General features: G+C 65.2%; 25 protein-coding genes and 1 tRNA gene. 8 read left to right on the top strand and 18 right to left on the bottom strand.

Annotated features, from left to right (window positions below):
- Window positions 1–20: 20 nt before the first annotated feature.
- The 4 genes from KUV82_RS02955 to KUV82_RS02940 all read right to left on the bottom strand — a co-directional run bounded on the left by KUV82_RS02955 (window position 21) and on the right by KUV82_RS02940 (window position 2696).
- Window positions 21–1043, bottom strand: a complete 1023-nt coding sequence (locus KUV82_RS02955; protein ID WP_258319819.1) for a S66 peptidase family protein — start codon at window positions 1041–1043, stop codon at window positions 21–23.
- Window positions 1040–1444, bottom strand: a complete 405-nt coding sequence (locus tag KUV82_RS02950) for a cytidine deaminase (protein WP_219955416.1) — start codon at window positions 1442–1444, stop codon at window positions 1040–1042. The genes KUV82_RS02955 and KUV82_RS02950 overlap by 4 nt, the downstream gene beginning before the upstream one ends.
- Window positions 1445–1454: 10 nt before the next feature.
- Window positions 1455–2117, bottom strand: a complete 663-nt coding sequence (locus tag KUV82_RS02945; protein ID WP_258319818.1) for a glycoside hydrolase family 25 protein — start codon at window positions 2115–2117, stop codon at window positions 1455–1457.
- A gap of 75 nt (window positions 2118–2192) precedes the next feature.
- A complete protein-coding gene (locus KUV82_RS02940) occupies window positions 2193–2696 on the bottom strand; it encodes a UPF0262 family protein (RefSeq protein WP_219955414.1) in 504 nt (167 codons plus the stop codon).
- Window positions 2697–2845: 149 nt separating this feature from the next.
- On the opposite strand from KUV82_RS02940, the gene KUV82_RS02935 reads away from it, so the two are divergent.
- Window positions 2846–4366 carry a replicative DNA helicase gene (locus KUV82_RS02935; RefSeq protein ID WP_219955413.1) on the top strand — a complete coding sequence of 507 codons (1521 nt, stop codon included), beginning with the start codon at window positions 2846–2848 and terminating at the stop codon, window positions 4364–4366.
- A gap of 1 nt (window position 4367) precedes the next feature.
- On the opposite strand, the gene KUV82_RS02930 is transcribed toward KUV82_RS02935, so the two are convergent.
- Complete coding sequence (locus KUV82_RS02930) at window positions 4368–5555, bottom strand: phospholipase D-like domain-containing protein (RefSeq protein WP_219955412.1); 1188 nt, start codon at window positions 5553–5555, stop codon at window positions 4368–4370.
- A gap of 110 nt (window positions 5556–5665) precedes the next feature.
- Here KUV82_RS02930 and rpoZ point away from each other — a divergent pair, with 110 nt between their 5' ends.
- The gene (gene rpoZ / locus KUV82_RS02925; protein WP_219955411.1) at window positions 5666–6010 is read left to right on the top strand and encodes a DNA-directed RNA polymerase subunit omega; all 345 of its coding nucleotides are present in this window, start codon (window positions 5666–5668) and stop codon (window positions 6008–6010) included.
- Window positions 6011–6115: 105 nt separating this feature from the next.
- Window positions 6116–7249 carry a DUF3667 domain-containing protein gene (locus tag KUV82_RS02920; RefSeq protein ID WP_219955410.1) on the top strand — a complete coding sequence of 378 codons (1134 nt, stop codon included), beginning with the start codon at window positions 6116–6118 and terminating at the stop codon, window positions 7247–7249.
- A gap of 7 nt (window positions 7250–7256) precedes the next feature.
- Here the strand turns inward: KUV82_RS02920 and KUV82_RS02915 are convergent, their stop codons facing one another.
- On the bottom strand, window positions 7257–7643 hold the full coding sequence (locus KUV82_RS02915) for a hypothetical protein (protein ID WP_219955409.1): 387 nt from the start codon (window positions 7641–7643) through the stop codon (window positions 7257–7259).
- Between the two features lie 74 nt (window positions 7644–7717).
- Window positions 7718–9676, bottom strand: a complete 1959-nt coding sequence (gene ftsH / locus KUV82_RS02910) for an ATP-dependent zinc metalloprotease FtsH (protein WP_219955408.1) — start codon at window positions 9674–9676, stop codon at window positions 7718–7720.
- Window positions 9677–9820: 144 nt separating this feature from the next.
- Between ftsH and KUV82_RS02905 the strand changes: the two genes are divergently transcribed.
- From KUV82_RS02905 to KUV82_RS02895, 3 genes are read left to right on the top strand one after another with little or no spacing between them, the layout of a single operon-like run.
- The gene (locus KUV82_RS02905) at window positions 9821–10420 is read left to right on the top strand and encodes a TetR/AcrR family transcriptional regulator (protein WP_219955407.1); all 600 of its coding nucleotides are present in this window, start codon (window positions 9821–9823) and stop codon (window positions 10418–10420) included.
- Window positions 10417–10971: an SRPBCC family protein gene (locus KUV82_RS02900; RefSeq protein WP_219955406.1), complete on the top strand. Its 555-nt coding sequence runs from the start codon at window positions 10417–10419 to the stop codon at window positions 10969–10971. Before KUV82_RS02905 ends, KUV82_RS02900 begins: the two co-directional genes overlap by 4 nt.
- A gap of 25 nt (window positions 10972–10996) precedes the next feature.
- Window positions 10997–11389, top strand: coding sequence for a DUF1761 domain-containing protein (locus tag KUV82_RS02895; RefSeq protein WP_219955405.1), 393 nt, complete (start codon window positions 10997–10999; stop codon window positions 11387–11389).
- On the opposite strand, the gene KUV82_RS02890 is transcribed toward KUV82_RS02895, so the two are convergent.
- The 10 genes from KUV82_RS02890 to KUV82_RS02845 all read right to left on the bottom strand — a co-directional run bounded on the left by KUV82_RS02890 (window position 11386) and on the right by KUV82_RS02845 (window position 20906).
- The gene (locus KUV82_RS02890; RefSeq protein WP_219955404.1) at window positions 11386–12357 is read right to left on the bottom strand and encodes a HupE/UreJ family protein; all 972 of its coding nucleotides are present in this window, start codon (window positions 12355–12357) and stop codon (window positions 11386–11388) included. The genes KUV82_RS02895 and KUV82_RS02890 overlap by 4 nt on opposite strands.
- Window positions 12354–13139, bottom strand: coding sequence for a peptidylprolyl isomerase (locus tag KUV82_RS02885; protein ID WP_219955403.1), 786 nt, complete (start codon window positions 13137–13139; stop codon window positions 12354–12356). The genes KUV82_RS02890 and KUV82_RS02885 overlap by 4 nt, the downstream gene beginning before the upstream one ends.
- Window positions 13136–15070 carry a DUF3604 domain-containing protein gene (locus KUV82_RS02880; protein WP_219956185.1) on the bottom strand — a complete coding sequence of 645 codons (1935 nt, stop codon included), beginning with the start codon at window positions 15068–15070 and terminating at the stop codon, window positions 13136–13138. Before KUV82_RS02880 ends, KUV82_RS02885 begins: the two co-directional genes overlap by 4 nt.
- A gap of 65 nt (window positions 15071–15135) precedes the next feature.
- The gene (locus KUV82_RS02875; protein ID WP_219955402.1) at window positions 15136–15729 is read right to left on the bottom strand and encodes an exopolysaccharide biosynthesis protein; all 594 of its coding nucleotides are present in this window, start codon (window positions 15727–15729) and stop codon (window positions 15136–15138) included.
- A 52-nt stretch (window positions 15730–15781) separates the two neighbouring features.
- On the bottom strand, window positions 15782–16489 hold the full coding sequence (locus KUV82_RS02870) for a ParA family protein (protein WP_258319817.1): 708 nt from the start codon (window positions 16487–16489) through the stop codon (window positions 15782–15784).
- A 141-nt stretch (window positions 16490–16630) separates the two neighbouring features.
- A complete protein-coding gene (locus KUV82_RS02865) occupies window positions 16631–17080 on the bottom strand; it encodes a MaoC family dehydratase (RefSeq protein WP_219955400.1) in 450 nt (149 codons plus the stop codon).
- Entirely contained in the window at window positions 17080–18498 is a 1419-nt protein-coding gene (locus KUV82_RS02860) for an aldehyde dehydrogenase family protein (RefSeq protein ID WP_219955399.1), read from the bottom strand. The genes KUV82_RS02865 and KUV82_RS02860 overlap by 1 nt, the downstream gene beginning before the upstream one ends.
- 25 nt (window positions 18499–18523) lie before the next feature.
- The gene (locus KUV82_RS02855; protein WP_219955398.1) at window positions 18524–19603 is read right to left on the bottom strand and encodes a CaiB/BaiF CoA transferase family protein; all 1080 of its coding nucleotides are present in this window, start codon (window positions 19601–19603) and stop codon (window positions 18524–18526) included.
- A gap of 10 nt (window positions 19604–19613) precedes the next feature.
- On the bottom strand, window positions 19614–20765 hold the full coding sequence (locus tag KUV82_RS02850; protein ID WP_375541230.1) for an acyl-CoA dehydrogenase family protein: 1152 nt from the start codon (window positions 20763–20765) through the stop codon (window positions 19614–19616).
- A 67-nt stretch (window positions 20766–20832) separates the two neighbouring features.
- Window positions 20833–20906: transfer RNA gene (locus KUV82_RS02845), tRNA-Gln, on the bottom strand.
- Window positions 20907–21096: 190 nt separating this feature from the next.
- On the opposite strand from KUV82_RS02845, the gene KUV82_RS02840 reads away from it, so the two are divergent.
- Both KUV82_RS02840 and KUV82_RS02835 read left to right on the top strand, forming a co-directional pair.
- Window positions 21097–22308, top strand: a complete 1212-nt coding sequence (locus KUV82_RS02840; protein WP_219955396.1) for a Ppx/GppA phosphatase family protein — start codon at window positions 21097–21099, stop codon at window positions 22306–22308.
- Between the two features lie 178 nt (window positions 22309–22486).
- Window positions 22487–23146, top strand: coding sequence for an RlmE family RNA methyltransferase (locus KUV82_RS02835; RefSeq protein WP_219955395.1), 660 nt, complete (start codon window positions 22487–22489; stop codon window positions 23144–23146).
- Between the two features lie 83 nt (window positions 23147–23229).
- Here KUV82_RS02835 and KUV82_RS02830 read toward each other — a convergent pair whose 3' ends face one another.
- Window positions 23230–23922 carry a c-type cytochrome gene (locus KUV82_RS02830; RefSeq protein WP_219955394.1) on the bottom strand — a complete coding sequence of 231 codons (693 nt, stop codon included), beginning with the start codon at window positions 23920–23922 and terminating at the stop codon, window positions 23230–23232.
- Window positions 23923–23964: the final 42 nt, after the last annotated feature.

Genomic DNA, 23964 nt, shown 5'->3' with positions numbered 1-23964 from the left:
GCAGGAAACGCAAGCGGGCTTCAGGCGACAGCAGGCTCGAGCATACGCAGCGTCCGCGCGCCGGCGTCGAGCTCCACCCGCGTCTTAACCGGCAGCACCAGCTGGTTGCGTACATGCCCGGTGTTGAAGCCGGTGATCACCGGCTTACCCAGTTCCCCCAGGTGCTGAGCAAGGACATCCTCGACCGAGAAGCCGCGGTACTCGGGATCGCGCGAGGCGCAGCGCGTGCACTGGCCAAAGACCACTCCGGAAACCATGTCGAAGACTCCCGCCAGCTTGAGCTGCTGGAGCATGCGATCGATCCGGTAGGGCTCTTCGTTGATATCCTCCAAAAACAGGATCGCCCCGTCCATGCTGGGCAGCCATGGCGTGCCCATGAGGGTGGAGAGGATGGTTAGGTTGCCGCCGATCAGACGCCCACGTGCGATGCCGGGAACCAGTGTCTGGCCGGGCCTGCCGACCTCCGCCTCCAGCTTGTCGCCGCCCAATGTGACCGCTTCGCCGGCAAAGGCGATGCGCCACAGGCTTTCCCAGCTTGCCGCTTCCCATCGGCTCGCCGCGTTCGGCGCGTGGAGCGAGGGATAGCCTGCCCGCGTGGCAATCGCGAAATGGAGAGCGGTCGTGTCGCTGTAGCCGATCACCAGCTTGGGATGGGCGCGAATTGCATCCCAATCGAGCCGCTCGAGCACGCGCGCCCCGCCCCAGCCGCCGCGAACCGCGAAGATGGCCCGCACGTCCGGATCGGCGAACATGGCGTTGATGTCTTCGGCGCGCTGGGCGTCCTGGCCCGCGAGATAGCCGAACTGTTCGCCAAGGTTCGCTCCTTGCCTGGGAACAAGACCCATACCGCGGACCCAGTGCAGGGCCCGGTCAAGCTCGTAGGGAAGCGTGACCGCGCTCGCCGGCGCAACAAGACCGACCGTATCGCCGGCGCGCAGCCGAGGAGGCTTCACCCGCGGTGGACTTGCTGCAAGCGCACCCGGAGCCATGGCCACTCCCGCTGCGCCGCCAAGGAGGCCGAGCGCGGAGCGGCGCGAGATCACGCGAGGCTCGCCGGGCCGAATGCGTGGGGCAGCAGGTCGGACAGCTTCAGGCGCCGGACGTCGTCGGGCCCCACGCACAAAATGTCCGGGTCGGTTCCGCCAAGCTGGGCGAGTTCGTTCAGGACCTGGCGGCAGCGTCCGCACGGGGTAATCGGATCAGCGCCCGGTCCGATCACGGCGACTGCTTCCAGACCGCCGCGCACGCCGTCGGCCATCGCTTTCGAGACGGCGATCGTTTCCGCACAGAGCGCGAGGCCGTAGCTCGCGTTCTCGATATTGGTGCCGGTCACCAAGCTGCCATCGGCAAAGCGCAGCGCCGCGCCGACGGCGAAGTTGGAATAGGGCGAATAGGAGTGCTTGGCAGCATCCCGGGCGGCGGCAATCAGCGCGTCATCGGTCATAATCGGTTCCTCAGGGTTGGACCACGACCCAGCGCAGCGGCTGCTGCGCCGCTTCGGTCTGGTACCAGCGGTTGGCCGTCCACATCAGCCAGGGGCGCGAGGCGTATTCGGGCTCGAACCAGCTCCGCGTAAGCCAGAGCTGGCGATCGATCCGCCGGGACGGGGCATAGGCTTCCTCGAAGCTTTCTTCAGGGGCGAGGATGGCGGGCTTCCCGCTGTGCGCCTCGATCTGGTTGACCAGCGTCATCAGCTCGCTCTGCACCGCGGCGTCCGAAACGCGCGCAGGACAGTCCTCCGCCGTTCCCTCGAGCAGGATGGCCGGCGGCAGCAATGTGCCATCGCGCGGCACCATGGTCACGAAATTCGCCGACTGGCCATCGGCCACGGCGCAGGGGTCGAACCGGTGTGCGGCACCGACCTGCAACCCTGCCGCCCGCGCGCGGGCGAAGTTCTGCGCGAAGGCCGGGTCCTTGCGTCCCGCCCCGTCGCTCGCTTCGAGATAGACGAACTGCGCCCCAAGACCCGCGACCGTGCCGAAATCCACCGCGCCATCGACCGCCCCGACAAGCGCGCCCTGGTCGGGCCAAAGCGCTTCGTCTGGTCGCCAGGAGCGCCCTTCGCTCCACGCATAGGCCCCGCCGATCCCGGCGATCAGAACCAGGAAGAGCGACACCTTCCCCGCCCGCGAAAGCAGGCGCGGAAACCTGAAACGGCGTTTCCTGCGCGGGCGTTTTGCCATGATCGCCCCTCACCCCTTGATGTGCAGCACGCAGATCAGCGTGAAGAGGCGGCGGGCGGTGGCGAAATCGGTTTCGACCTTGCCTTCGAGCCGTTCGACCAGCAGCTCCGCGGCGCGGTTGTGAACACCCCTTCTGGCCATGTCGATCGTCTCGATCTCCATCGGCGTCGCCTTGCGAATGGCCTGGTAGTAGCTGTCGCAGATGGCGAAGTATTCACGGATCGGGCGGCGGAAACGCGCCAGGCCCAGCAGCAGCTCTTCCAGCAGCTGTTCATCCTGGTCGGCGATCGTCATCAGCAGCCGCCCGTCGCGCACCGCAAGCTTCAGGCGGTAGGGGCCGGTAGCTCCGCGTTCGACCGCGCGCAGCGGCTTGAAGACATTCTCCTCAATGAGGTCGAAGATCGCGATCTTGCGTTCCTGTTCGATATCGGCGTTGCGCCAGATGATCGTCTCCTCGTCGAGCTCGATATGCGCGATGCGATGGTCGCCCGGAGAGGAAGTGGAATCGGTCATGCGTTGCAGGCTGCTTTGGCAGTATCGCATGGGTCGCGGCAAGGGGTTGCAGACGTGTCCCCACTATCCACAGGGCAAGAGCCGGCGATCGAAAAATTTCGTCCGCCTCGCGCCTTCCACTCGGCGGGCGCAAAAGGCATCTAGGAGCGATGGCCGATACCGATCTCCTTTTTCCCGCCGACGATTCGACGTCCGAGAAGCCCGCGAAGGGCCCGGTCCTGCCTGCAAACCTCGAGGCTGAGGCGGCGTTCCTGGGCGCGGTGCTGATCGACAACAAGGTTATCGAGGAGCTCACCACGCCGCTCATGGCGGAGCATTTCTTCGAGCCGGTGCACCAGCGCATCTACGAGCGCGTGCACAAGCTGCTGGAACGCAATTCGGTGGCGACGCCGGTGACGCTGAAGCCCTATTTCGAAAGCGACGAAGCGCTGAAGCAGCTGGGCGGTGTGACCTATCTCGCCCAGCTCACGGCCGACGGACAGGGCCTCCTGCACCCGCGCGAGCTGGCCGAGCAGATCTATGACCTCGCGCTGCTGCGCGAATTGGTCAGCGTCGGTCGCAATCTCGTCGAAGGCGCGCTCGACACTTCGGACGAGGTGGAACCGCTGCGCAAGATCGAGCAGGCCGAAGCCGATCTCTACCGCGTTGCCGAAGGGGCGAGCACCGGGAACGAGGCACAAAGCTTCCGCAAGGCGGCTTTCGGCGCGCTCGAAGTCGTGCAGGCGGCGATGAATTCGGGCGGGCGTTTTTCGGGCAAGACGACCGGCCTCGACACGATCAACGACAAGACGAGCGGCCTGCACAATTCCGACCTCGTGATCCTCGCGGGGCGCCCCGCCATGGGCAAGACCTCGCTCGCCACGAACATCGCCTTCAACGCCGCACGGCGGCGGATGGATGACGAGAAGGCCGGCATCGACCTCGACAAGTCGCCGGGAGCCGGCGTTGCCTTCTTCAGCCTGGAAATGAGCGCCGACCAGCTCGCCACGCGTATCCTTGCCGAAACGGCCGAGATTTCCTCGGAGAAGCTGCGTTCAGGCAAATTGAGCCGCGAGGAGTTCCAGCGCCTGTCCTTCGCCAGCCAGGAACTGACCGACCTTCCGCTCTACATCGACGACACCCCCGCGCTCACCATCGGCGCACTGCGCACCCGCGCGCGCCGGTTGAAGCGGCGGCACGATATCGGCCTGGTGATCGTCGACTACCTCCAGCTCCTGCAGGGCTCGGGCCGTGCGAGCGACAACCGCGTCAACGAAATCTCCGAGATCAGCCGCGGCCTCAAGACGCTGGCGAAGGAACTGCACGTGCCGGTGATCGCCCTCTCGCAGCTCTCGCGTCAGGTGGAGAGCCGCGACGACAAGCGCCCGCAGCTTTCGGACCTGCGCGAATCCGGCTCGATCGAGCAGGACGCCGACATGGTGTGGTTCATTTACCGCGGCGAATATTACCACAACGCCTTGAAGCCCGACACGCCCGACGAAACCTCGTCCGAAGAGGTGCGGATGAAATACGCCGAGTGGGAAGCGCGTCACCTCGAACTGGTCAATAAGGCGACGCTGATCGTCGCCAAGCAGCGCCACGGTTCAACCGGCAACGTCCCGCTGCTGTTCCACAGCGAGATCACCAAGTTCAGCAGTCCCGACGTGCGCTACACCGACGACTACGAATAGGTCAGATGCCGAGGTTCAGCCGCCGCGCGACGGTGTAGTCGATCACCGAGACCAGCACCCAGCCGGCCCACCAGCGCATGCGGTTCCACACGGTCGCACGCTCCTGGTGCGTTTCCGGGGTGATCGCTTCCGATGCCTCGATATGGCGCGAAACGAAGTCGCGCATCTGTTCGGCGAGGTCCGCATCCTCGATCCGCAGCACGATCTCGAGATTGAGGTAGAGGCTGCGCATGTCGAAGTTGGCGCTTCCCATATAGACCGCATCGTCGAGCACGAGCAGCTTGGTGTGCAGCTTGCAGGGGCTGAATTCCCAGATCTTCGCCCCCCGCTTGAGCAGGTAATTGTAGAGCGAACGGGTTGCGCCCAGCGTTGCGCCATTGTCGCTCTTGGCGGCCATCAGCAGGCGTGTTTGTCCCTTCTGTGCCACCCGCGCGATGCGCTTCAGCAGGGAGTAGGGCGGCGAAAAATAGGCCATGAAGATGTCGAGCTTCTCGCCCTCCTTCAAGTCGCGCGTCACGCATCGGGCCCAGGTCGACAGCCCGTGCGTCGGGCCGCCGACCAGCCAGCGCGAGCGGCCGCTGTCCGACGTCCAGGCCCATTGGGCAACCGTCTTGCGGATGGCCCGGAAGTGCGCGTGCTCGTCATCGGTCCAGTCGCGTAGCTTGGCGAACCAGTCGCAGAGCCCGTCGACCGCATCGCCTTCGATATGGATGGCAAGGTCGTTCCACCCGTTGCGCTCGGGCGGCGCGAAATAGTCGTCTTCGATGTTGAAACCGCCGAACATGGCACGCTTCTCGTCCGCGATGACCATCTTCTGGTGGTTGCGGATGAGATAGCGGAACCCGAAACGCGGGCTGAAGTAATAATACCGCCCACCGCAATCGATCAGCGGTTTGAGGAACTTGTCGGAGGCCGAGGCGCCGAAACGATCGATGATCAGGGTAACATCGACCCCGCGCCTGGCTGCCTCACACAGCTCGTCACGCAGCTGCGTCGAAACCTCGTCCTCGGCGAAGATATAGAAGCAGACGTCGAGCGTTTCCTTCGCCGAACGCACCAGCTCCATCAGCGCCTCGCGCCTGTCCTCGCCCGCAGGATAGAAGGTGAGCGACTGGCCTTGCGCTTCGGCTGAAAACGGCGGCGGATCGCGATAGGCGGGCCCGGTTTGTGTGTGCGTGTTATCGCCCATTGCGCGTGCAGCCTTAGCGCGACCTGCGCACGGCGCAAATCCTTGACTAGTCGCCCCTCGCCGCCTATCTGCCCGCCTTTCCCGGATTCTCTAGATTATCGGAGTGCCCCATGGCGCGCGTTACCGTCGAAGACTGCGTAGACAAGGTCCCCAACCGTTTCGATCTCGTCCTGCTGGCTGCCCAGCGGGCCCGCGAAATTTCGGGCGGTGCGGAGCTGACCCTTGAGCGCGACCGCGACAAGAACCCGGTCGTCGCCCTGCGCGAAATCGCCGAGCAGACGATCAAGCCCAAGGACCTCCAGGAGGCCGCTGTCACCAACCTGCAGAAGATCCTGCCGGACGATGACGACGAGATGGATGAAGTCAGCTCGCTCAGCCAGTCGGCCGAAGCGCTGCGCATCACCGCATCGGCGCCGACCCGTTCGACCTCGATTGGGGCCGACTACGAAGGCTAAATCCTTCGCATTGCTGGACAATCGTAGAAAGGCCGCCTTCCGGGCGGCCTTTTTGCGTTGCAGCATCCTGCACAGGGCCTATCCTGCAAGCCGACAGGAGGTGGCATGAGCGATATTATCGAGGGGCTCGGGACAGCAGCCGAAGGCGGCCTGTTCGCCAGGGCCGTTTCGGAAAAGCCGGGCGGCGGTCCCGCGCTCAGCAAGGGGCATTTCGACGAGGGCGCTTGCCTCAACTGCGGCACGGCGCTGGTGGGCGAGCATTGCCACCAGTGCGGGCAGAAGGCTCACCTTCACCGCACGCTGAGCGCCTTCATGCACGACGTCGCGCATGGCGCGGTCCATTTCGACAGCAAGACTTGGCGCACGCTGCCCATGCTTGCGGTCAAACCGGGCGAATTGACGCGGCGCTACATCGATGGCGAGCGGACACGCTTCGTCAGCCCGATGGCGCTGTTCCTGTTCTCGATCTTCCTGATGTTCGCGGTCTTCCAGTTTGCAGGGATTAGCGCGCCCACCGATTTCACCGGCAACACGGAAGGGCAGCTTGGCGAGCTGGCGGAAGAGCAGGTCGAGCGGCTCGAGGGACGCCGCGATGTCCTGAGCGCACGCATCGCGGACGAGGAGAGCAGCGAAACGCAGCGAAACCGCGCGCAGGAACAGCTCAAGGAGGTCGAGGACCAGCTGGCTGCCCTAACGGTCGCGCAGGAGGAATTGCCCTTCCTCAAGGCCGAGAGCGAGACGGAGGTGGCGACAGCCAATCTACCCGTGCGCGTGACCCCGGACGAGGACTGGAACGTCCGCCTGGAAGAGGCTGGCTGGATCAAGGCAGGCCTCGAAAAGTGGGAGAAGAACCCCGGCCTGATGCTCTACAAGCTGCAGACCAACTTCTACAAATTCAGCTGGCTGCTGATCCCGCTGTCGATCCCCTTTGTCTGGGCCATGTTCCTGTGGAAGCGGCGCTTCAAGGCCTATGACCACGCGATCTTCGTGACCTATTCGCTAAGCTTCATGACGATGCTGATCCTGGGCATCGTGCTGGCGGGCCTGGCCGGAGCGCCGACCCCCTTCGTCGTGTTCGCCTCGCTGCTGGTTCCGCCGATCCATATCTACAAGCACCTGCGCGGTGCCTATGGCCTGTCGCGCTTCTCGGCGTTCTGGCGTCTGTCGGTGCTCAGCGTGCTGATCGTGATCATCCTCGGGATGTTCACCTCGCTGCTAATGTTGCTCGGCCTCTTCTAGCCCGGCCTCAGCACGGATAGCGGCGCTTGAGCGCCTCGAGCCAGGCTGCCTCCAGCGTGAGCCGCGAGCGCGTGGACTGGCTCAGGCCGCCTAGAATGGCGATGACCTGCTCGGCGTCGAGGCCCTTCTTGCGCGCGGCATCGGGCACGCAGAACAGGGGGCTGCCGCTTTCGGTAGCCGCGAGATTAGCGGCGCGGGCGCTGAGACCGGCGTCCTTCATTTGCTTCTGCATGGTCTTGGTGCGCCCATCGAACATGGCGCGCATGCCCTTGCTCTTCAGCTCCACCGCCGTGGAATAGAAGGACTGGGCGTTCACATCCGCCGAGGGGCCCGCGTGCGATGGCACCGCCAGGGCCAGGCCCGCAACCGACAGAACCACAAGTGATACGCGCATGAAAAAGCCCTCCCGATGGTGACCGGGAGGGCTCTATTTCCTGCCCCCTGAACGGGGCCTGTCGGATGGTCAGGTCAGGCGCCCTGCGGGGCGGGGCCTCCGCCGAACTTCTTGCCGGCCTTGGGCACGGCAGCACCGGCGACCGGCTTGATTGCGACCGGGCCCTTGGGCTCGTCCGGACGGTCGATCTTGCCGTCCTTCATCAGCTGGTCGATTTCTTCGCCGGTCAGCGTCTCGTATTCGAGCAGCGCCTGGGCCAGCAGGTGGAGCTTGTCCTCCTGCTCGCGCAGAACATCGTTCGCTCGCTTGAGACCGCCTTCGACAAGCGCCTTGATCTCGGCGTCGATCAGCTTGTTGGTTTCCGCGCCGGCCATGGTGCGCTGGGTGCCCTGCATGCCAAGGTAGCCTTCCTGGCTCGCCTCGTACTGCAGCGGACCAAGCTTGTCGCTCATGCCCCATTTGGTGACCATGTTGCGCGCCAAATCGGTCGCATACTGGATATCGCCCGACGCGCCGCTCGAGACCTTGTCGTGACCGAAGATGATTTCTTCCGCCACACGGCCGCCCATGGCGACGGCAAGGTTCGCGTGCATCTTGTCGCGGTGGTAGGAGTAGTTGTCGCGTTCCGGCAGGCGCATCACCATGCCCAGCGCACGACCGCGCGGGATGATCGTCGCCTTGTGGATCGGGTCCGATGCCGGCTCGTTGATCGAGACGAGCGCGTGGCCTGCCTCGTGATAGGCGGTCATCTTCTTCTCGTCCTCGTCCATGACCATCGATTTGCGCTCGGCGCCCATCATGACCTTGTCCTTGGCGTCCTCGAATTCCTGCATCGCGACGAGGCGCTTGTTGCGGCGCGCGGCCAGCAGGGCCGCCTCGTTGACGAGGTTTGCAAGGTCCGCACCCGAGAAACCCGGCGTACCGCGCGCGATGGTGCGCGGGTTCACGTCAGGTGCCAGCGGCACCTTCTTCATGTGCACGGCGAGGATCTTCTCGCGGCCGTCGATATCGGGGATCGGCACCACGACCTGGCGGTCGAAACGGCCCGGGCGCAGCAGCGCGGGGTCCAGCACGTCGGGACGGTTGGTCGCCGCGATGATGATGATGCCTTCGTTGGCTTCGAAGCCGTCCATCTCGACCAGCAGCTGGTTCAGCGTCTGCTCGCGCTCGTCGTTCGAATTGCCGAGGCCGTGGCCACGGCTGCGGCCGACCGCGTCGATTTCGTCGATGAAGAGGATGCAGGGCGCGTTCTTCTTGGCCTGTTCGAACATGTCGCGCACTCGGCTTGCGCCGACGCCGACGAACATCTCGACAAAGTCCGAACCCGAGATGGTGAAGAAGGGCACGCCGGCTTCGCCCGCGATAGCGCGTGCGAGCAGCGTCTTACCGGTACCCGGCGAACCGACCAGCAGCGCGCCCTTGGGGATCGTGCCGCCGAGCTTGGAGAAGCGCTGCGGGTCCTTGAGGAATTCGACGATCTCTTCCAGTTCCTCGCGCGCTTCGTCGATGCCGGCGACATCGTCGAAGGTGACGCGGCCCTGCTTTTCGGTGAGCATCTTGGCCTTGGACTTGCCGAAGCCCATCGCGCCGCCCGCGCCGCCGCCCTTCTGGACCTGGCGCAGGGCAAAAAAGGCGATCCCCAGGATCAGCACGAAGGGCAGGATCTGGATCAGCGCGTAGAGCAATATGTTGCCGCTTTCCGCCTCGACGCCCGAATAGCGCACGCCGTTGTCTTCCAGCAGCTGCGGAAGCGAGGTGTCGTTCGAGACCGGTACGGTCGAGAACTGCTCGCCATTCTTGGTTTCGCCGACGATCTGCGTGTCGGAAATCTGCACGCTGGCGACCGAGCCTTCAGCGACCCGCTCGCGGAAATCGGAATAGGCAATCTGCGAGCCCGGAGTGCTCGACCCGCCGCCGAAAACCGAGACGACCATCAGCAGAGCAAGGAAAATCCCGCCCCAGATCATCAGGCTTTTAACCCACGGATTGGGCCCATTGCCCTCGGGCTCGGGCGGAGAATTCTGGTCGCTCATGCGCGGATTCCTTTCGTTCCCGATTATGTAGGGGCCAAGGCGTGAATGGCAAGTTGACCGGCGCCACAATCACTCTGAGCGCAATTTTCACTTGATTGAACGCTCAACTCATGCTTGGTTGAACGCTCAATCAAGAGGATGAGCATGAACGCCGACACCCGCAAGAAGATCGTGATGACCGCGCTCGAGCTGTTCTATGTGAAGGGCTACCAGTCGACCTCGATCTCCGACATCCTCAGTCGCAGCCAGGTTCATTCGGGCAGCCTCTACCACTTCTTCCCCGGCAAGCAGGACGTGCTGGTCGCGGTGCTCGAATTCTACCGCGACGGCATCCAGGAGAACCTGCTCGACTTCGCCTGGGTCGACGTGACCGATCCGATCGACAAGATCTTCGCGCTGCTGAACGGCTATCGCACCGGCCTGCTGATGAGCGACTACGCCCACGGCTGCCCCATCGGAAACCTCGCGCTGGAAATTTCCGAACCCGATCCGCGCATACGAGAGCTGCTGCAGGTGAATTTCGAGAACTGGATCGGCGCGGTCGAGCAATGCCTGGAGGAAGCCGGCGACCGCCTGCCTGCAAGCACCGACCGCCGCGCGCTGGCCGAGTTCATCCTCACCACCATGGAAGGGGCGATCATGCAGGCCCGCACTGCGCGCGACATCGGCGTATTCGACCGCAATGTTGCGGTGTTGCGCAGCCATATCGACCTGCTGCTCGACAAAGCGAAGGAAGCCGCATGAGACTTGCCGCTATAGCCACGGCGCTGTTCGCGCTCTCCGCACCGGCCCTTGCTGCGGACGATCCGGTCGAGGCGCGCGTCGTCGAAGAGAGTGACGGATCGCGCACGCTTGTCCACGAAGCCGTGATCGATGCCCCGCTCGCGGACGTCTGGGCGACGCTATCGACCGAGGACGGCTGGAAGGCCTGGGGCCCTACCTACGCCCGTTTCGACCTGCGCAACGGGGGCTCTATCGAAAGCGGCTACCACGAGGGCGCGAGCGCGGGCGATCCGCGCAACATCCGCCACCGCATCCTCGCCGTAGTGCCCGAAAGGCTCTTGGCGATCCGGGTCGAATACGCGCCCGCCGACGGCCCGGTCGACCCGGCGCTCTTCGCCGACATGTGGGGCGTATACGAGCTTGAACCGCTGGCCGACGGTCGCACCAGGCTGCGCATCACCGGCCTTGGCTACGGCGCCGACGAGGGATCGAGCCGGCTGCTCGAGTTCTTCAAGGCCGGCAATGTCTATTCGATCGGGATGCTGCGCCGAAATCTGGAAGCAGCGGACTGATTTCGTTCGAGGGGGAGAGAATACGATGGAACTGAACTGGATCGCGATTATCGCTGCCGCCGTTTCGGCCTTTGTGCTGGGGGGGCTGTGGTACGGGCCGCTGTTCGGCAAGAAATGGGCTGCGCTTGTGGGGATCACCGAGGAGGACCAGAAGAACGCCAGCATGGCCACGGTCTTCGGCGGCGCCTTTGTCCTTTCGCTGATCGCGGCTGCCGTGTTTGCCGCATTCCTCGGGCCGCAGCCGGGCGTCGAGTTTGCCACCGCCGCGGGCTTTGCCGCAGGCCTTGGCTGGGTCGCAGCGACCTTCGGGATCAACTACCTTTTCGCCCAGCGCCCCTTCGCGCTGTGGCTGATCGACGGCGGCTATGCGACGCTGCAGTTCACGCTCTACGGCCTCGTCATCGGCCTGCTTGGCTAGCCGACCAGCCGATCCACCAGCCAGTAGGCACCGATGATACCGATGGGGTAGGAAGCCAGCCGTAGCGTCTGGGCCTCCGCCTCTGGCCTGATGCGGCGCAATAGCGCCATCAGCGCAAGCACCGCTGCGACGACCAGCAACTGCCCCACCTCGACCCCGAGGTTGAAGCTGATGAGCGCAGCAGGGATATCGCCTTCGGGCAGGCCGATTTCGCGCAGGGCACCGGCAAAGCCGAAGCCGTGCAGGAGGCCGAAAGCGAAAGCCACCAGCCAGGGCAGGCGCCGGGTCACTGTTTCGGCCTTCCCGCGCGCGATCTCGACGGCGAGGAAGACGATCGACAGAGCGATTAGCGCCTCGACCGCGTCTTGCCGGATCCCGCCAAAGCCAAGGGTCACCGCGGCGAGCGTGATCGAATGCGCGATCGTGAAGGCCGTCGCCGCCTTGATGACCGGCCAGGGGCGGGCAACCAGCAGGACCAGCGCGATCACGAACAGGAGGTGATCCCAGCCGGCGAGGATGTGCTCCACGCCTATGAGGAAGTAGCTGCGCCAGACCTGAGCGGAAGACGGCTTGGCGGCGATCACTGCGCTCGGTTCTTCGGGCGTCAGGCGGTGCACCTGCAGGTTTCGTCCCAAAGGCGCGACCCGCAGGATGGCTTCGCCCTGGCCGAGGAACGCGGGCCACCCGATGGCTTTGCCCGCGACATCGCCCCTGCAGGAAACCTGCGCTTTTCCGACCGAAGACAGGGGCGCCATCCGCCAATCGACCGCGCCTTCTATACGGCAGGTTTCGGGCAGGACGGGCACCGCATCGCGGTCTGCCGAAGCGCTTGCAATCGGCTGCCGCCAGCCGAGCTCCCACCGGACCTCCGACAGCTGCTCGAACTGGATCGAGACAGGCCGCATTTCATCGGCAAGCGCGGGCGCGCCAAGGCACAGCAGCACCAGGGCAGCGAGCCAGCGGATCATTCCACCTCGACCGTGTAGGCCTCGCGCAGCAGCGCATAGGCCCGCTCCCGACGCTCGGAGATCGTCGCCCCGCGCCAGTCCGCCTCGACCCGCTCGCGAATGTCCTCAAGCGGCGGCAGCGCCCCGTCCTCTCGCTCGGTGACACGGACCAGGTGCCAGCCGAAACCGGACTCGACCGGGCCCTGCAACGCATCGCTTGGAGACAGGTCTGCCAGAGCATCAGCGAATTGCTGGCCAAAGCGTTCGGCTATCTCTCGTGATGACGCCTTGCTCATAGAGGCGGGCAGGCTGATGGCCTCGCCTTGCGGTCCCGTGGTACCCAGCGCAGCGCGGGCCGCGCCCTCGCTGGCGAAGTACACCTGTTCGAAGCTGGTCATCCCGCCCGTCCGGTAGGCCTCGGGCCGTGCGGCAAGCCATGTTTCGAGCGCTTCATCGCTCGGACGAGCGATCTCCGCCTCGGCTCCCGCGAGTTCGTCCATCTTGGTCGCCAGTCGCCGCCGGACCACGGCATCGCCATCGTCGAGGCCAAGGCGCAGCGCCTCGCGGTAGAGCACCTCCTCGCGCACCCAGCGCTCGACTGCGGCGTCCATTTCCGCATCGGTCGGCGGGCGGCCCATCATCCTCTCGAAGCCCAGCGCAATGCCCTCCTGCCGCTCGCGCGACAGCTCGATGGTGCGGCTGGCGGGGTCGACCGGTTCACCCAGCAGCGCAAGGCCGCCCCAGATGGCAGCTCCTGCGATGAGGAAGTGCGCGAGCGGATCGCGCAGCGCTCTTCTTATCATCCCTCGCCCATGGTGCGCGGCGCGTCGCTCGCCCGGCGCGGGCGCAGCCAGACAGGCGAGGAATAGGCGCGTTCCTGGATCACATTGGCCTCCACCACGTCCGCCGGCAGGTCGAAGCCGAAGCGCTTGGCGTCGAACAGCACCCACGTCGGTGTCGGGATTTCGAGCGCGCGCACATAATAGAAGGCGCGCTGTCCGGCGCGGTAATCGGGGTCCCGCCAGGTCGCGCGCAGCTCGGCGGTGCCGATGGTGTTCTCATAGGTCGCCTCGCGCCGGACGACCGTATCGCCCACCGGCGGAATTGCCCCGCCCACGCTGCGGCGCGAACCTTCCATGTCGGACCAGGCAACATCGTAGACCCGCTCCTGCGCCTCGCCATTGGCATCCACCCAGCCCTTGACCACCTGGATGCGGTCGAGGTTCGCGCCTTCGGGATCCTTGAGCGCGGAAATCAGGAAGACCGGCGCGCGGCCGCTGTCTTCAAGGTCGCCGCCCATGGGCACGCCGCGAGTGTAGCCCGCGCGCACCCAGTCGCCGTCCCAATCGTCTGCCGAGAAATCGAAACCTGCGAACAGGCGCAGCACCATGCGCGGACCCGTGGTGGCGTACACCTCGCGCCGCATGAAAGCGTCAAAGATTTCCGCACGCGTGTTTCCGCGCGCCCAGGCCGCTGCGTAGCCACCGGCCAGGTAGTGCCAGCCGAACCGCCCGACCCGGGTGCCGAGGTTTTGCCCGGCCATCGCGCGATCGGCGCGCGGTTCGTTGCCGGTGTGCTTGCCGAAGAAATTGTCTTCGTCCCCGGTCGCGAGCGCCGTGTGGCTGTCGGTCGAGCCGATCAGGCCGAAGGCGTAGGGATTGACCCCCATCTGCTGTTCGAGGGTCAGGCCGCGCAAGAGGCCGCTGCGAACATAGCTGCCCGCATACATGTCGGGTGTGGATTTCTGGGTCAGCGGCAGGTTGCCGAGCTCCCAGCCGGCCACACCGAAGGCGGCGAACTCGTCGTTCGGCGAGAGGAACGGGTGCGTTTCGCTGTCGCCCTTGATCTGCGTCGCCTCGACCACCGGTTCGTAGCGCGCGCGGCGACGGGCGTAATCCGCGCTCATCGCTCCGCCATCGGGGCCGACAAGGTCGAACATGATGCCGTTCGAAAGATTAGAGTTGTGTGGAATGGCGAGAACCTGCCCGCCGGTGTTGGCCTCATAGGCCTCCATGTAGTCCCACAGCTGTTCAACCTGCGTGTCGAGGCCTGGGAAAGGCACAACCTGCCCGGTCTTCACGCTACCGTCCCTGAACATCACCACGCGGTGGAGGTTGTTGCCATCGGGCATGAGCGTCCACTCGAACCCGGCGAAAGCGGTGAACTCGCCCGGCCGGTTGTAGCGGTCGAGCAGCGCAAGGTGGTTGTCCCATAGATCGCGCGTCGCCTTCGCCTGGCGTTCGGGATCGCGCAGGGCTGCCGGAATTTCGTCGTTGGCCGCCGCGGTGATGAGCTCTGCCACGGCGCGCGTCGACTGCTCCGGGCTTTCGTGCATCATGTCGTACCAGCGCCTGAGCGTCGGGTCGCGCACGAGGATGCGGGGCGAATCGTACAGCCGGCGCGTCGCGCCCATCGCGTCCGAGTGGTCGGAGATGACCAGGAAATCGAGCGGCCGATCGAGCTTGGCCTCCATTCCGGTTGTCGCGGTCACGGTGTCACCGCGGGCGAATTTCAGGGCCTCTTCGGCGCCCAGGCGCACGCCGAAGCCGAACGCATCGACCGACACATCGGTATGAAGGTGGGTATCGCCCCAATAGGGCCGGTCCGGGAACTCGGCGAGCTCGATCGTATCGGTGCCGTCACCGCGCTGCGCTTCGGTCGCCTCGCCGCCGCCGGCAAGATCGCATCCCGCAACCGCCAAAGCAGCCAGCGCGACCCAGCTCTTGCTTATCATCTTCACCGGCTCTCCCCTCCCGATCGCCAATCCGGGCCGAGTGTGCGCCACGCAGGCGGGCGGGGTCAAGCGTTGAGGTAGGCGGCGATGCCAAGCGTCGTGGCGATGAGCGTGAAGACGAGGGAGCCGAGAACCAGCGCGCCGTCGCGTACCGTCAGGGCGAGGCCGAGGATCGCGATCGCCAGCATCGGGATGGTGCTTGCGAAGGGAAGGAATTCAAGCGGCGGCACCGTGCAGCACAAGGCGATTATCGCGATCGCTATCACCTTGATGGCGGGCCCTTCGGTCAGCCGTTCCAGGCGCCCTTCGCTGTGCCGGTCGAGGAATTCGCCCACGCCGCGCAGCTTTTGGACCGCCTTGTGCAACTTGCGCGAGCCGACCGCGCGTTGCTGGACGAAATCGGGCATCCACACATGGTCCCTCGACAAGAGCAACTGAACCGCGATCAGTGCGATGATCAGCGCGAGCGCCGTCGGAACTCCAGGAATGCCGCCGACCGGGGTCATTTCCAGAAGCGCAGGGATCATGATGAAGGGCCCGAAACTGCGCCCCCCGAAATCGTCGAGGACGTCGGCAACGCGCACGGTGTCGCCATGCGTGGAAAGCTCGTCGAGCTCGCCAAGCACTTCGCTCACACTGGCCAGTTCATGATCGGTCACAGTTGCCTCTCTCGCCACCCCAACGTTTGGAGCCGCCAAAGGTTACCGCAGGTCAAAAACAGTCGAGCTGCATCATCTTCACCTCGACCGCAGCGTAGAGCCGCCCCATCGAGCGCGACGCTTCGGACCAGTTGGCGAACTCGGGGAGCGGCTTGCGATGCCAGGCTGCCTGTTCGACCAGGCTGGATTGCGGAATGGTCGGCCAGCCCTTGGCTTCGCTTTCGGCAATCTCGCGGTGCTTGGTGCGCCGCACATCGTACATCGAGAGCACCGGCAGGATCGGGGGGTGCGAACCGGCCGCCCGCTTCACTTCGCTGCGGACCTGGCCGAGCGCTCGGCGCGCAAGGGGCGATGCGGTGACCGGGCAGACGATCACATCAGCTGCGGCGATGATCTGCTCGCTGACCTCGTTCATCATCGGCGGGCAGTCGAGCACGATGCGCCGATAGCGGGCGCGCAGCAGGGCGATGAGATTGGCAAGCTTGGTACGGTGGCCGATCCGCGCGAATTGCAATGGCAGGCTGCGCAGGCTGTCGTCCGACTGTAGGATGTCGAGCCCCTTGTAGTGGGTCGGCTCGATTAGGTCTTTCGGCTTTCCCTCGCGGTGGAAGAGCGAAGCAGCCCGGCCAACCTTGCGCGGATTGGCCTGGTAGAGGAAACCCGAACCACCCTGCGGATCGAGGTCCCAGAGCAGCGTCCGGTGGCCGCCTATCGCCGCGCAGCGATAGGCCATATCGGCAGCCAGGGTCGTTTTGCCCACGCCCCCCTTCACGCTGTAGATCGCGATCACTGCCATCTTGTGTGCGAACCCGCCCCCACGGTTTTGCCTTCTGTCAAGCAAAGCCGGGGTCGGGTCAATCGCGCAATAGCGGCAGGGGTCGCGTCTCCGAGCGGGACGGAGTCAGGCCGATTTCTTTAGCAACGCCGCACGTTCGCAGCGGCACACGACCTCGCCGCGCTGGTTAACCGCCTCGTGCAGGAAGGTGACGATCCCGGCATCGGGCCGGGAGCGGCTTTCCTTCAGGCCGATCACCTCGCTCGTCGCATGCAGCGTATCGCCGATGAAGACAGGCTTGGGCATCACGAGCTTGTCGTAGCCGAGGTTCGCTACCAGGGTGCCCAATGTGGTGTCGCCTACGCTCAGTCCCACCATAAGCGAGAACGTGTAGGTCCCGTTGACGAGGATCTGCCCGAACTCGCTTTCCTTCGCCGCTTCCACATCGAGGTGCAGCGGCTGGGGGTTGTGGGTCATGGTGGTGAAGAAGAGGTTGTCCGCCTCGGTCACCGTGCGCCGGATTTCGTGGGTCAGCTTGTCGCCGATTTCCCACTCGTCGAAGAACTTGCCCGCCATCAGCTGTGGCCCATTACGGCTTTCACTTCGAGGAAGTCGTGGAAGCCCCACTCGCCCCATTCGCGGCCGTTGCCTGACTTCTTGTAGCCGCCGAAGGCTGCGTTCATGTCGTAGCCGCCGTTGATCGCGACGCGGCCGGCACGGATGCGCTTCGCAAGGCTTCGGGCAAGCTCAATATCCTCACCGGTGATCGCGCTCGCGAGGCCGTATTCAGTGTCGTTGGCGATGCGGATCGCGTCCTCGTAATCGTCATAGCCGAGGATCGTCAGGACCGGCCCGAAGATCTCCTCGCGCGCGATGGTCATGTCGTTGTCGACATCGGCAAAGACGGTCGGCTTGACGTAGTGGCCGGTCTCCAGACCCTCGGGCTTGCCGGGACCGCCCGCGACCAGCGTCGCGCCTTCCTCGATACCCTTCTCGATCAGGCCCTGGATCTTGTCCCACTGCGTGCGGCTGACCACCGGGCCGATGGCAGCGTTGCCCTTGGGATCGCCGGGAATCACGCCCTCGGCGGCTTCCTTGGCAGCGGCCTTGGCCTCTTCCATGCGCTTGTGCGGCACGAGCATGCGGCTCGGCGCGGTGCAGGTCTGGCCCGAATTGCCCATCATCGCGACGGTGCCCTTGGCAACCGACTGGGCAAAGGCGCCATCGTCGAGCACGATGTTCGGGCTCTTGCCGCCCAGTTCCTGCGCCACGCGCTTGACCGTGTCCGCCGCATTCTTGGCGATCAGCACGCCCGCGCGGGTCGAGCCGGTGAAGCTGACCATGTCGATATCGGGATGACCCGAAATGGCCTCGCCCACGCCGGGCCCGTCGCCATTGACGAGGTTGAACACGCCCGCGGGAACGCCGGCCGCGTCCATGATCTCGGCAAAGATATAGGCGTTGAAGGGCGCGATTTCCGACGGCTTCAGGACCATGGTGTTGCCGGTCGCGAGCGCGGGGAAAACCTTGCAGGCGATCTGGTTCAGCGGCCAGTTCCACGGGGTGATCATGCCGACCACGCCGATCGGCTCCCACACGTGGAGCGTCGGGCCGTCCTGGCGTTCGAATTCGAAACCTTCGAGGATCTCGATGGCCTTGGCGCAGTGCCCGGCGAGAAGGCCGACGTGCGGCCCATTCGCAAGGCTCATCGGCGCGCCCATCTCGTCGCTGACAGCGGTCGCGAGCTCTTCCTTGCGGTTCTCGATCTCGGCCTGGATCGCGCGCAGCAGGGTGAGGCGCTCTTCCTTGCTGGTCAGGCTGAAGCTTTCGAAGGCACGGCGCGCGGCGGCAACCGCCTTGTCGACATCGGCCTTGGTACCAAAGCTGATGTGGCCGATGGTCTCTTCCGTCGCCGGGTTCTCGACCGGGACGGTGTTTTCCTCGACCGGATCGACCCACTGGCCATCGATGTAAAACTTGGTGCAATCGCGCATCAGAATCTCTCCTTTGCGCGCAGCCCTAGCTCCCTTCGGCCCAGCGCGCCACCACCGCATCGCCATCTTCCGCACTGTCGCGGATGGTGTTGGGTGTGCGATCGAAACGCGGTGCAGGCGCCGTGTGCCAGCGGCCGCCATGCTCCACGAAAGCGCCGCGCGCCTTCATGTGCGGATGGTCCTTCGCGTGGTCGAGCGGGACAACGGGCGCGAAGCAAGCATCGGTCCCTTCGAGCAGCTCGCACCACTCGTCCTGCGTTTTCGTGGCAAAGAGTTCGGCGAGATCATCGGCGTAGCTGTCCCACCTGGACGGATCCATCTGCGCCTCGCGCAGGTGCTCGGGTGCATCGGCTCGCTGGAGCAGCTCGGCGTAGAACTGCGGCTCGATCGCGCCGACGCTGACTTCCTTGCCGTCCTTGCAGGTGTAGCAGCGGTAGAAATGCGCCGCCCCGCCGAGCAGGCCCGCGCCGCGTTCGACTGTGCGCAGCGCGCTGTGCGGCTGGCCGTAGAAGAAGCTCATCAGGCTGGTGACGCCGTCGACGATAGCCGCGTCGACCACCTGCCCCTTGCCGCTCGACTGCCGTTCGAACAGCGCAGCGAGGATACCCATGGCGCAATACATCGACCCGCCGCCGAAATCGCCGACCAGGTTCTGGGGCGGCACGGGCAGCTCGCCGCGCTTGCCGATGGCGTCCAATGCGCCCGTGATCGCGATGTAATTGAGATCGTGTCCGGCGGCCTGCGCCAGCGGGCCGTCCTGCCCCCAGCCGGTCATGCGCGCATAGACGAGGGCGGGATTGGCGGCGAGCATCTCGTCAGGGCCGAGGCCAAGGCGCTCCATCACGCCGGGTCGGAACCCTTCGATCAGCACATCGGCATGGGCAAGCGCGTTCTTGACGAAGGCCTGCCCGTCCTCGCTCTTGAGGTCGACGGCGACGCGGTGACGCGCGCGTTCGACCACGGTGTTCATCGGCTGGTGGCCGGCGCGCTCGATACGCACGACTTCGGCGCCCATGTCGGCGAGCATCATCGCCACGTGGGGGCCGGGGCCGATGCCCTGGAATTCGACAACCTTCAGGCCGGTCAGCGGACCGTTGCTCGACATATCTCTCTCCTCAGAAGCTCTTGGGCAGGTCCAGCACATGCGTGGCCACATGGCTGAGGATCAGGTTCGTGCTGATCGGGGCGACCTGGTAAAGGCGCGTTTCGCGGAACTTGCGTTCCACGTCGTATTCTTCGGCAAAGCCGAAGCCGCCGTGGGTCTGGATGCACATGTCGGCCGCGGCCCAGCTGGCCTCGCTCGCCAGCATTTTCGACATATTGGCCTCGGTCCCCGCGGTCTCACCCGCGTCGAACATGCGCGCAGCCTTGGTGACCATTTCGGCAGCCGCCGACAGTTGGACATAGGCCCGCGCGATCGGGAACTGCACGCCCTGGTTCTCGCCAATCGCGCGGCCGAAAACGTTGCGTTCCTTCGCGTAGGCGCTGGCCTTATCGATGAAGAAGCGCCCGTCACCAATGCACTCGGCTGCGATCAGGATGCGCTCGGCGTTCATGCCCGACAGGATATAGCGGAAACCCTTCCCCTCCTCGCCGATCAGCGCCGATTTGGGTACCCTGAGATCGTCGAAAAACAGCTCGGTCGTTGCATGGTTCAGCATGGTGCGGACGGGCCGGATGGTCAGCCCGTTGCCGACCGCCTCGCGCATGTCGACGAGGAGGACGCTCATGCCCTCGGACGGCTTGGCGCAGTCCTCGCGCGGCGTGGTGCGGCAAAGCAGGACCATGAGGTCCGAATGCTCGGCGCGGCTGATCCAGATCTTCTGGCCGTTGACCACGTAATGGTCGCCCGCATCCTTGGCGAAGGTTGAGATACGCGTGGTGTCTGTCCCCGCACCCGGCTCGGTCACACCGAAGGCCTGCAGGCGCAGCTCGCCGCTGGCGATCTTGGGCAGGTACTCGCGCTTCTGCTCCTCGCTGCCGTGCTTTAGCAGCGTACCCATGGTGTACATCTGCGCATGGCAGGCCCCGCCGTTGGAGCCCGAGCGGTGGATTTCCTCCAGCACCGCGCAGGCCGCTTCCAGTCCGAGGCCCGAGCCGTCATATTCTTCCGGAATCAGTACCGAGAGGAAACCCGCCTCGGTCAGCGCCTGCACGAATTCGGTCGGATAGGCCCGCTCGCGGTCCAGCGCGCGCCAGTACTCGCCCGGGAACTTGGCGCACAGCCGCCGCACCGCATCGCGGATTTCCGGAAAGGTCTCGCTCAAATGTCCGTCTCCCATTGCAACCTGTCTGGCGCGGGAAAACGGCTTTGGCAACGGGGGTATGGGAGAATGGATGCCCCGTGAGGATTCGAACCTCAATTGACGGAGTCAGAGTCCGTAGTCTTACCATTAGACGACGGGGCATCAGCCATCCGGGCGGGCGAGAATCGCGCTGCGCTCCGGAAGAGAGGCCGCGCATCTAGTTTCGACGCTGCGCAAGGTCAACCCCGTCTTGCGCCGCTGCCCTTGCCCCTCCCCCGCTTCGCCGCTAGCATCGCCGCCAAGTCCCCGTGCACGGTGGTTTGCGCGGGAGGAACAAGAAAGCTCTCGACACATGGCGGACCATCCTCCGCCGGACACGAAAAGGGGGCACGGGAAACATCGGGGCGGCAAGTCCGGCAAGGTAGCCGATTTCCGCTACAAACGCCCCTCCCGGCCCGACGCCAAGAACGGCGAGCGGCGCGGTGCGCCGCGCCGTGATAGCGTTCCTGCAAACAGCCCGCCCTTTCACACGCAATCCGGCAATCCCCCACGCAAGCAGGCTTACGCCGCGCTTGACCTCGGCACGAACAACTGCCGGCTGCTGATTGCGCGGCCCTCGGGCGAGAACTTCACCGTGATCGATGCTTTCAGCCGCGTCGTGCGCCTTGGCGAAGGCCTGGCCGCAAGCGGCAAGCTGTCGGACGAGGCGATGGAGCGCACCATGGCCGCGCTCCACGTCTGCGCGGAAAAGCTGCGCCGCCGGAACGTCAGGCTCGCGCGCTCGGTCGCCACCGAAGCCTGTCGCCGTGCGTCCAATGGCGAAGCCTTCATCGAGCGCGTGAAGCGCGAGACGGGCATCATGCTCGACATCATTTCCGCGCAGGAAGAAGCGCGCCTTGCCGTCCTTGGCTGCCATGTCCTGCTCGAAGAAGGCAACGGGCCTGCCATCATCTTCGATATCGGCGGCGGATCGACCGAGCTGGTGCTGGTGCAACCGGGCGAGAAAGTCCCGCGCATTCTCGACTGGCTGAGCGTGCCCTGGGGCGTCGTATCGCTGACCGACACCGTCGGCGGCTCGGACGCGAGCGAGGACGAACGGCTCGACCGCTATGTCAAAATGCGCCGCACCGTGGGACGCAGCTTCGCCGAATTCGCCGAGCGCATTCGCGAGCACACCAAATCGCCCGAGCCCATCCGCCTGCTGGGCACCAGCGGCACCGTGACCACTCTGGCCAGCCTGCACCTGGAACTGCCGCAGTACGACCGCCGCGCCGTGGACGGGCTGATTGTCCCTTCGCAATCGATGCGCGACATCTCGACCCGGCTGTCCCGCATGAGCGCACCCGACCGCAAGCAGCTGCCCTGCATTGGCGACGACCGCGCGAACCTCGTGATTGCCGGCTGCGCGATCCTCGAATCGATCCTCGACATCTGGCCCGCCGAACAGCTTGGCGTGGCCGACCGCGGCATCCGCGAAGGCATCCTGCGCAGCCTGATCGCGGCCGACGCCGAAGGCGAACGCAGCCGCGCTGCGCTCCAGAGAATGCGAGAACAGGATGTTTGAGTGTGGTGTTCTCGGCGTACGGGCCGGACATCCGTCCGTCCCGTGCTGTGCCATCCCTCGCCCCCTCCCGGCCACCCACGGCACGGTATCTTATGGGTGGCCGGGAGGGGGCGAGGGATGGCACAGCCGCAAGCTATCGACGGATGTCGATAGCGCACCCAACAAGGACACATAACTAATGTCACGCTCGGGCAAGGACCGCGACACGCGCGTACGCACCGCCAAGAAACGCACAGCCAGCTCGACCCGCTGGTTGCAGAGGCAGTTGAACGACCCCTACGTCAAGCAGGCCAAGGCCGAGGGTTATCGCAGCCGCGCGGCCTACAAGCTGATCGAGCTCGACGAGAAGTTCGAGCTGTTGAAAGGCGTCACCCGCGTCGTCGATCTCGGCATTGCGCCGGGCGGATGGAGCCAGGTGGTGCGCAAGGTGAAGCCCCAGGCGCATGTCGTGGGGATCGACCTGCTCGAAGTCGAGCCAATCGAAGGCGTCACGATCTTCCAGATGGACTTCATGGACGACGAGGCCCCGCAGGTTCTCGAGGAGGCGCTGGGCGGCAAGGCCGAGCTGGTTATGAGCGACATGGCGGCCAACACGGTCGGCCACAAGCAGACGGACCACCTGCGCACCATGGGGCTTGTCGAAGCGGGCGCGTGGTTCGCTATCGAGAATCTTGCACCTGGCGGAACCTATCTTGCCAAGGTGCTGGCCGGCGGGACCGACAACGACCTGCTCAAACTGCTCAAGCAGCACTTCAGGACGGTGAAGCACGCCAAGCCGCCTGCCAGCCGCAAGGGCTCGAGCGAGTGGTACGTGATTGCGCAGGGGTTCAAGGGCTAGCCTCCCCACTTCCTGAGGCCTGCATCCCACACAAAAAACCCCGCACGAAGCGGGGTTTTTCATAGCAGTCCTGATCGAAGCGATCAGTCGATCTTGGTCGCGCCTTCGTTGTCGCCAGCAGCGTTTGCCGCAGCGACCGGCTCGTCAGCACCCATGGCGCCAGCGGCTTCGGCTTCGCTCGGCTCTTCGCCGGCAACCGAGGCAGCGCCTTCAGCGCCCTCTTCGGCTTCCGCTTCCGGAGCCGCCGGTTCAGGCTTCGCCGGAGCGCCGCCGTAGGTGGCCATGAATTCCATGACATTGGCGCGGTCTTCCGGCTTGCTGAGGCCAGCGAAGCTCATCTTGGTGCCGTTGGCAAAAGCGCGCGGGCTGGTCAGCCAGGCGTCCATCGCTTCCCAGGTCCATTCGCCGCCCTTGTCGGTCAGAGCCGAGGAGTAGGCGAAACCGGCGTGGCCGGCGATGGCCTTGCCCATGGTGCCGTAAAGGTTCGGGCCGATGCCGTTGGCGCCGCCCTGGTCGATCGTGTGGCAGGCCGTGCACTTGGCGAACACGCGCTCACCGGCAGCGGCGTCGGCGCTGGCAAGCAGGGTGCCGAGGTCGGGACCGGCATCGGCACCGCCTTCGGCGGCTTCACCTTCGATGAAGTAACCCGGCTCTGCGCCTTCGGGAAGCTCGCCGCTGTCGGCGTGGAAGAACATGCCCGAGGCGATGGAGCTACCAAGCGCCACGATCCCTGCGAAAAGAACCCAGCCAGCGGCGGTGTTGAAACGATCGTCCATTGCGTAAAATACCCGGCGAAAATCGGTTGGTCTGATGGTTGC

This window comes from Qipengyuania flava (genome assembly GCF_019448255.1).
GTDB lineage: Bacteria > Pseudomonadota > Alphaproteobacteria > Sphingomonadales > Sphingomonadaceae > Qipengyuania > Qipengyuania flava_A.
The sequence above is the reverse complement of the archived record's forward strand: the minus strand, read 5'-3'. Positions and strand labels throughout refer to the sequence as shown.

Bases quoted from the DNA above. Each gene is read 5' to 3' on its own strand.
- KUV82_RS02865 (WP_219955400.1), bottom strand. From the start codon at position 17,080: ATGGCGGGCAAGTTCTTCGACGAGTGGGAAATCGGCGACAAGCTGACC.
- KUV82_RS02920 (WP_219955410.1), top strand. From the start codon at position 6,116: ATGAGCGATATTATCGAGGGGCTCGGGACAGCAGCCGAAGGCGGCCTG.
- KUV82_RS02895 (WP_219955405.1), top strand. From the start codon at position 10,997: ATGGAACTGAACTGGATCGCGATTATCGCTGCCGCCGTTTCGGCCTTT.
- KUV82_RS02900 (WP_219955406.1), top strand. From the start codon at position 10,417: ATGAGACTTGCCGCTATAGCCACGGCGCTGTTCGCGCTCTCCGCACCG.
- KUV82_RS02840 (WP_219955396.1), top strand. From the start codon at position 21,097: ATGGCGGACCATCCTCCGCCGGACACGAAAAGGGGGCACGGGAAACAT.
- KUV82_RS02940 (WP_219955414.1), bottom strand. From the start codon at position 2,696: ATGACCGATTCCACTTCCTCTCCGGGCGACCATCGCATCGCGCATATC.
- KUV82_RS02860 (WP_219955399.1), bottom strand. From the start codon at position 18,498: ATGCGCGATTGCACCAAGTTTTACATCGATGGCCAGTGGGTCGATCCG.
- KUV82_RS02935 (WP_219955413.1), top strand. From the start codon at position 2,846: ATGGCCGATACCGATCTCCTTTTTCCCGCCGACGATTCGACGTCCGAG.
- KUV82_RS02905 (WP_219955407.1), top strand. From the start codon at position 9,821: ATGAACGCCGACACCCGCAAGAAGATCGTGATGACCGCGCTCGAGCTG.
- rpoZ (WP_219955411.1), top strand. From the start codon at position 5,666: ATGGCGCGCGTTACCGTCGAAGACTGCGTAGACAAGGTCCCCAACCGT.
- ftsH (WP_219955408.1), bottom strand. From the start codon at position 9,676: ATGAGCGACCAGAATTCTCCGCCCGAGCCCGAGGGCAATGGGCCCAAT.
- KUV82_RS02885 (WP_219955403.1), bottom strand. From the start codon at position 13,139: ATGATAAGAAGAGCGCTGCGCGATCCGCTCGCGCACTTCCTCATCGCA.
- KUV82_RS02950 (WP_219955416.1), bottom strand. From the start codon at position 1,444: ATGACCGATGACGCGCTGATTGCCGCCGCCCGGGATGCTGCCAAGCAC.
- KUV82_RS02930 (WP_219955412.1), bottom strand. From the start codon at position 5,555: ATGGGCGATAACACGCACACACAAACCGGGCCCGCCTATCGCGATCCG.
- KUV82_RS02890 (WP_219955404.1), bottom strand. From the start codon at position 12,357: ATGATCCGCTGGCTCGCTGCCCTGGTGCTGCTGTGCCTTGGCGCGCCC.
- KUV82_RS02855 (WP_219955398.1), bottom strand. From the start codon at position 19,603: ATGTCGAGCAACGGTCCGCTGACCGGCCTGAAGGTTGTCGAATTCCAG.
- KUV82_RS02915 (WP_219955409.1), bottom strand. From the start codon at position 7,643: ATGCGCGTATCACTTGTGGTTCTGTCGGTTGCGGGCCTGGCCCTGGCG.
- KUV82_RS02880 (WP_219956185.1), bottom strand. From the start codon at position 15,070: ATGATAAGCAAGAGCTGGGTCGCGCTGGCTGCTTTGGCGGTTGCGGGA.
- KUV82_RS02830 (WP_219955394.1), bottom strand. From the start codon at position 23,922: ATGGACGATCGTTTCAACACCGCCGCTGGCTGGGTTCTTTTCGCAGGG.
- KUV82_RS02835 (WP_219955395.1), top strand. From the start codon at position 22,487: ATGTCACGCTCGGGCAAGGACCGCGACACGCGCGTACGCACCGCCAAG.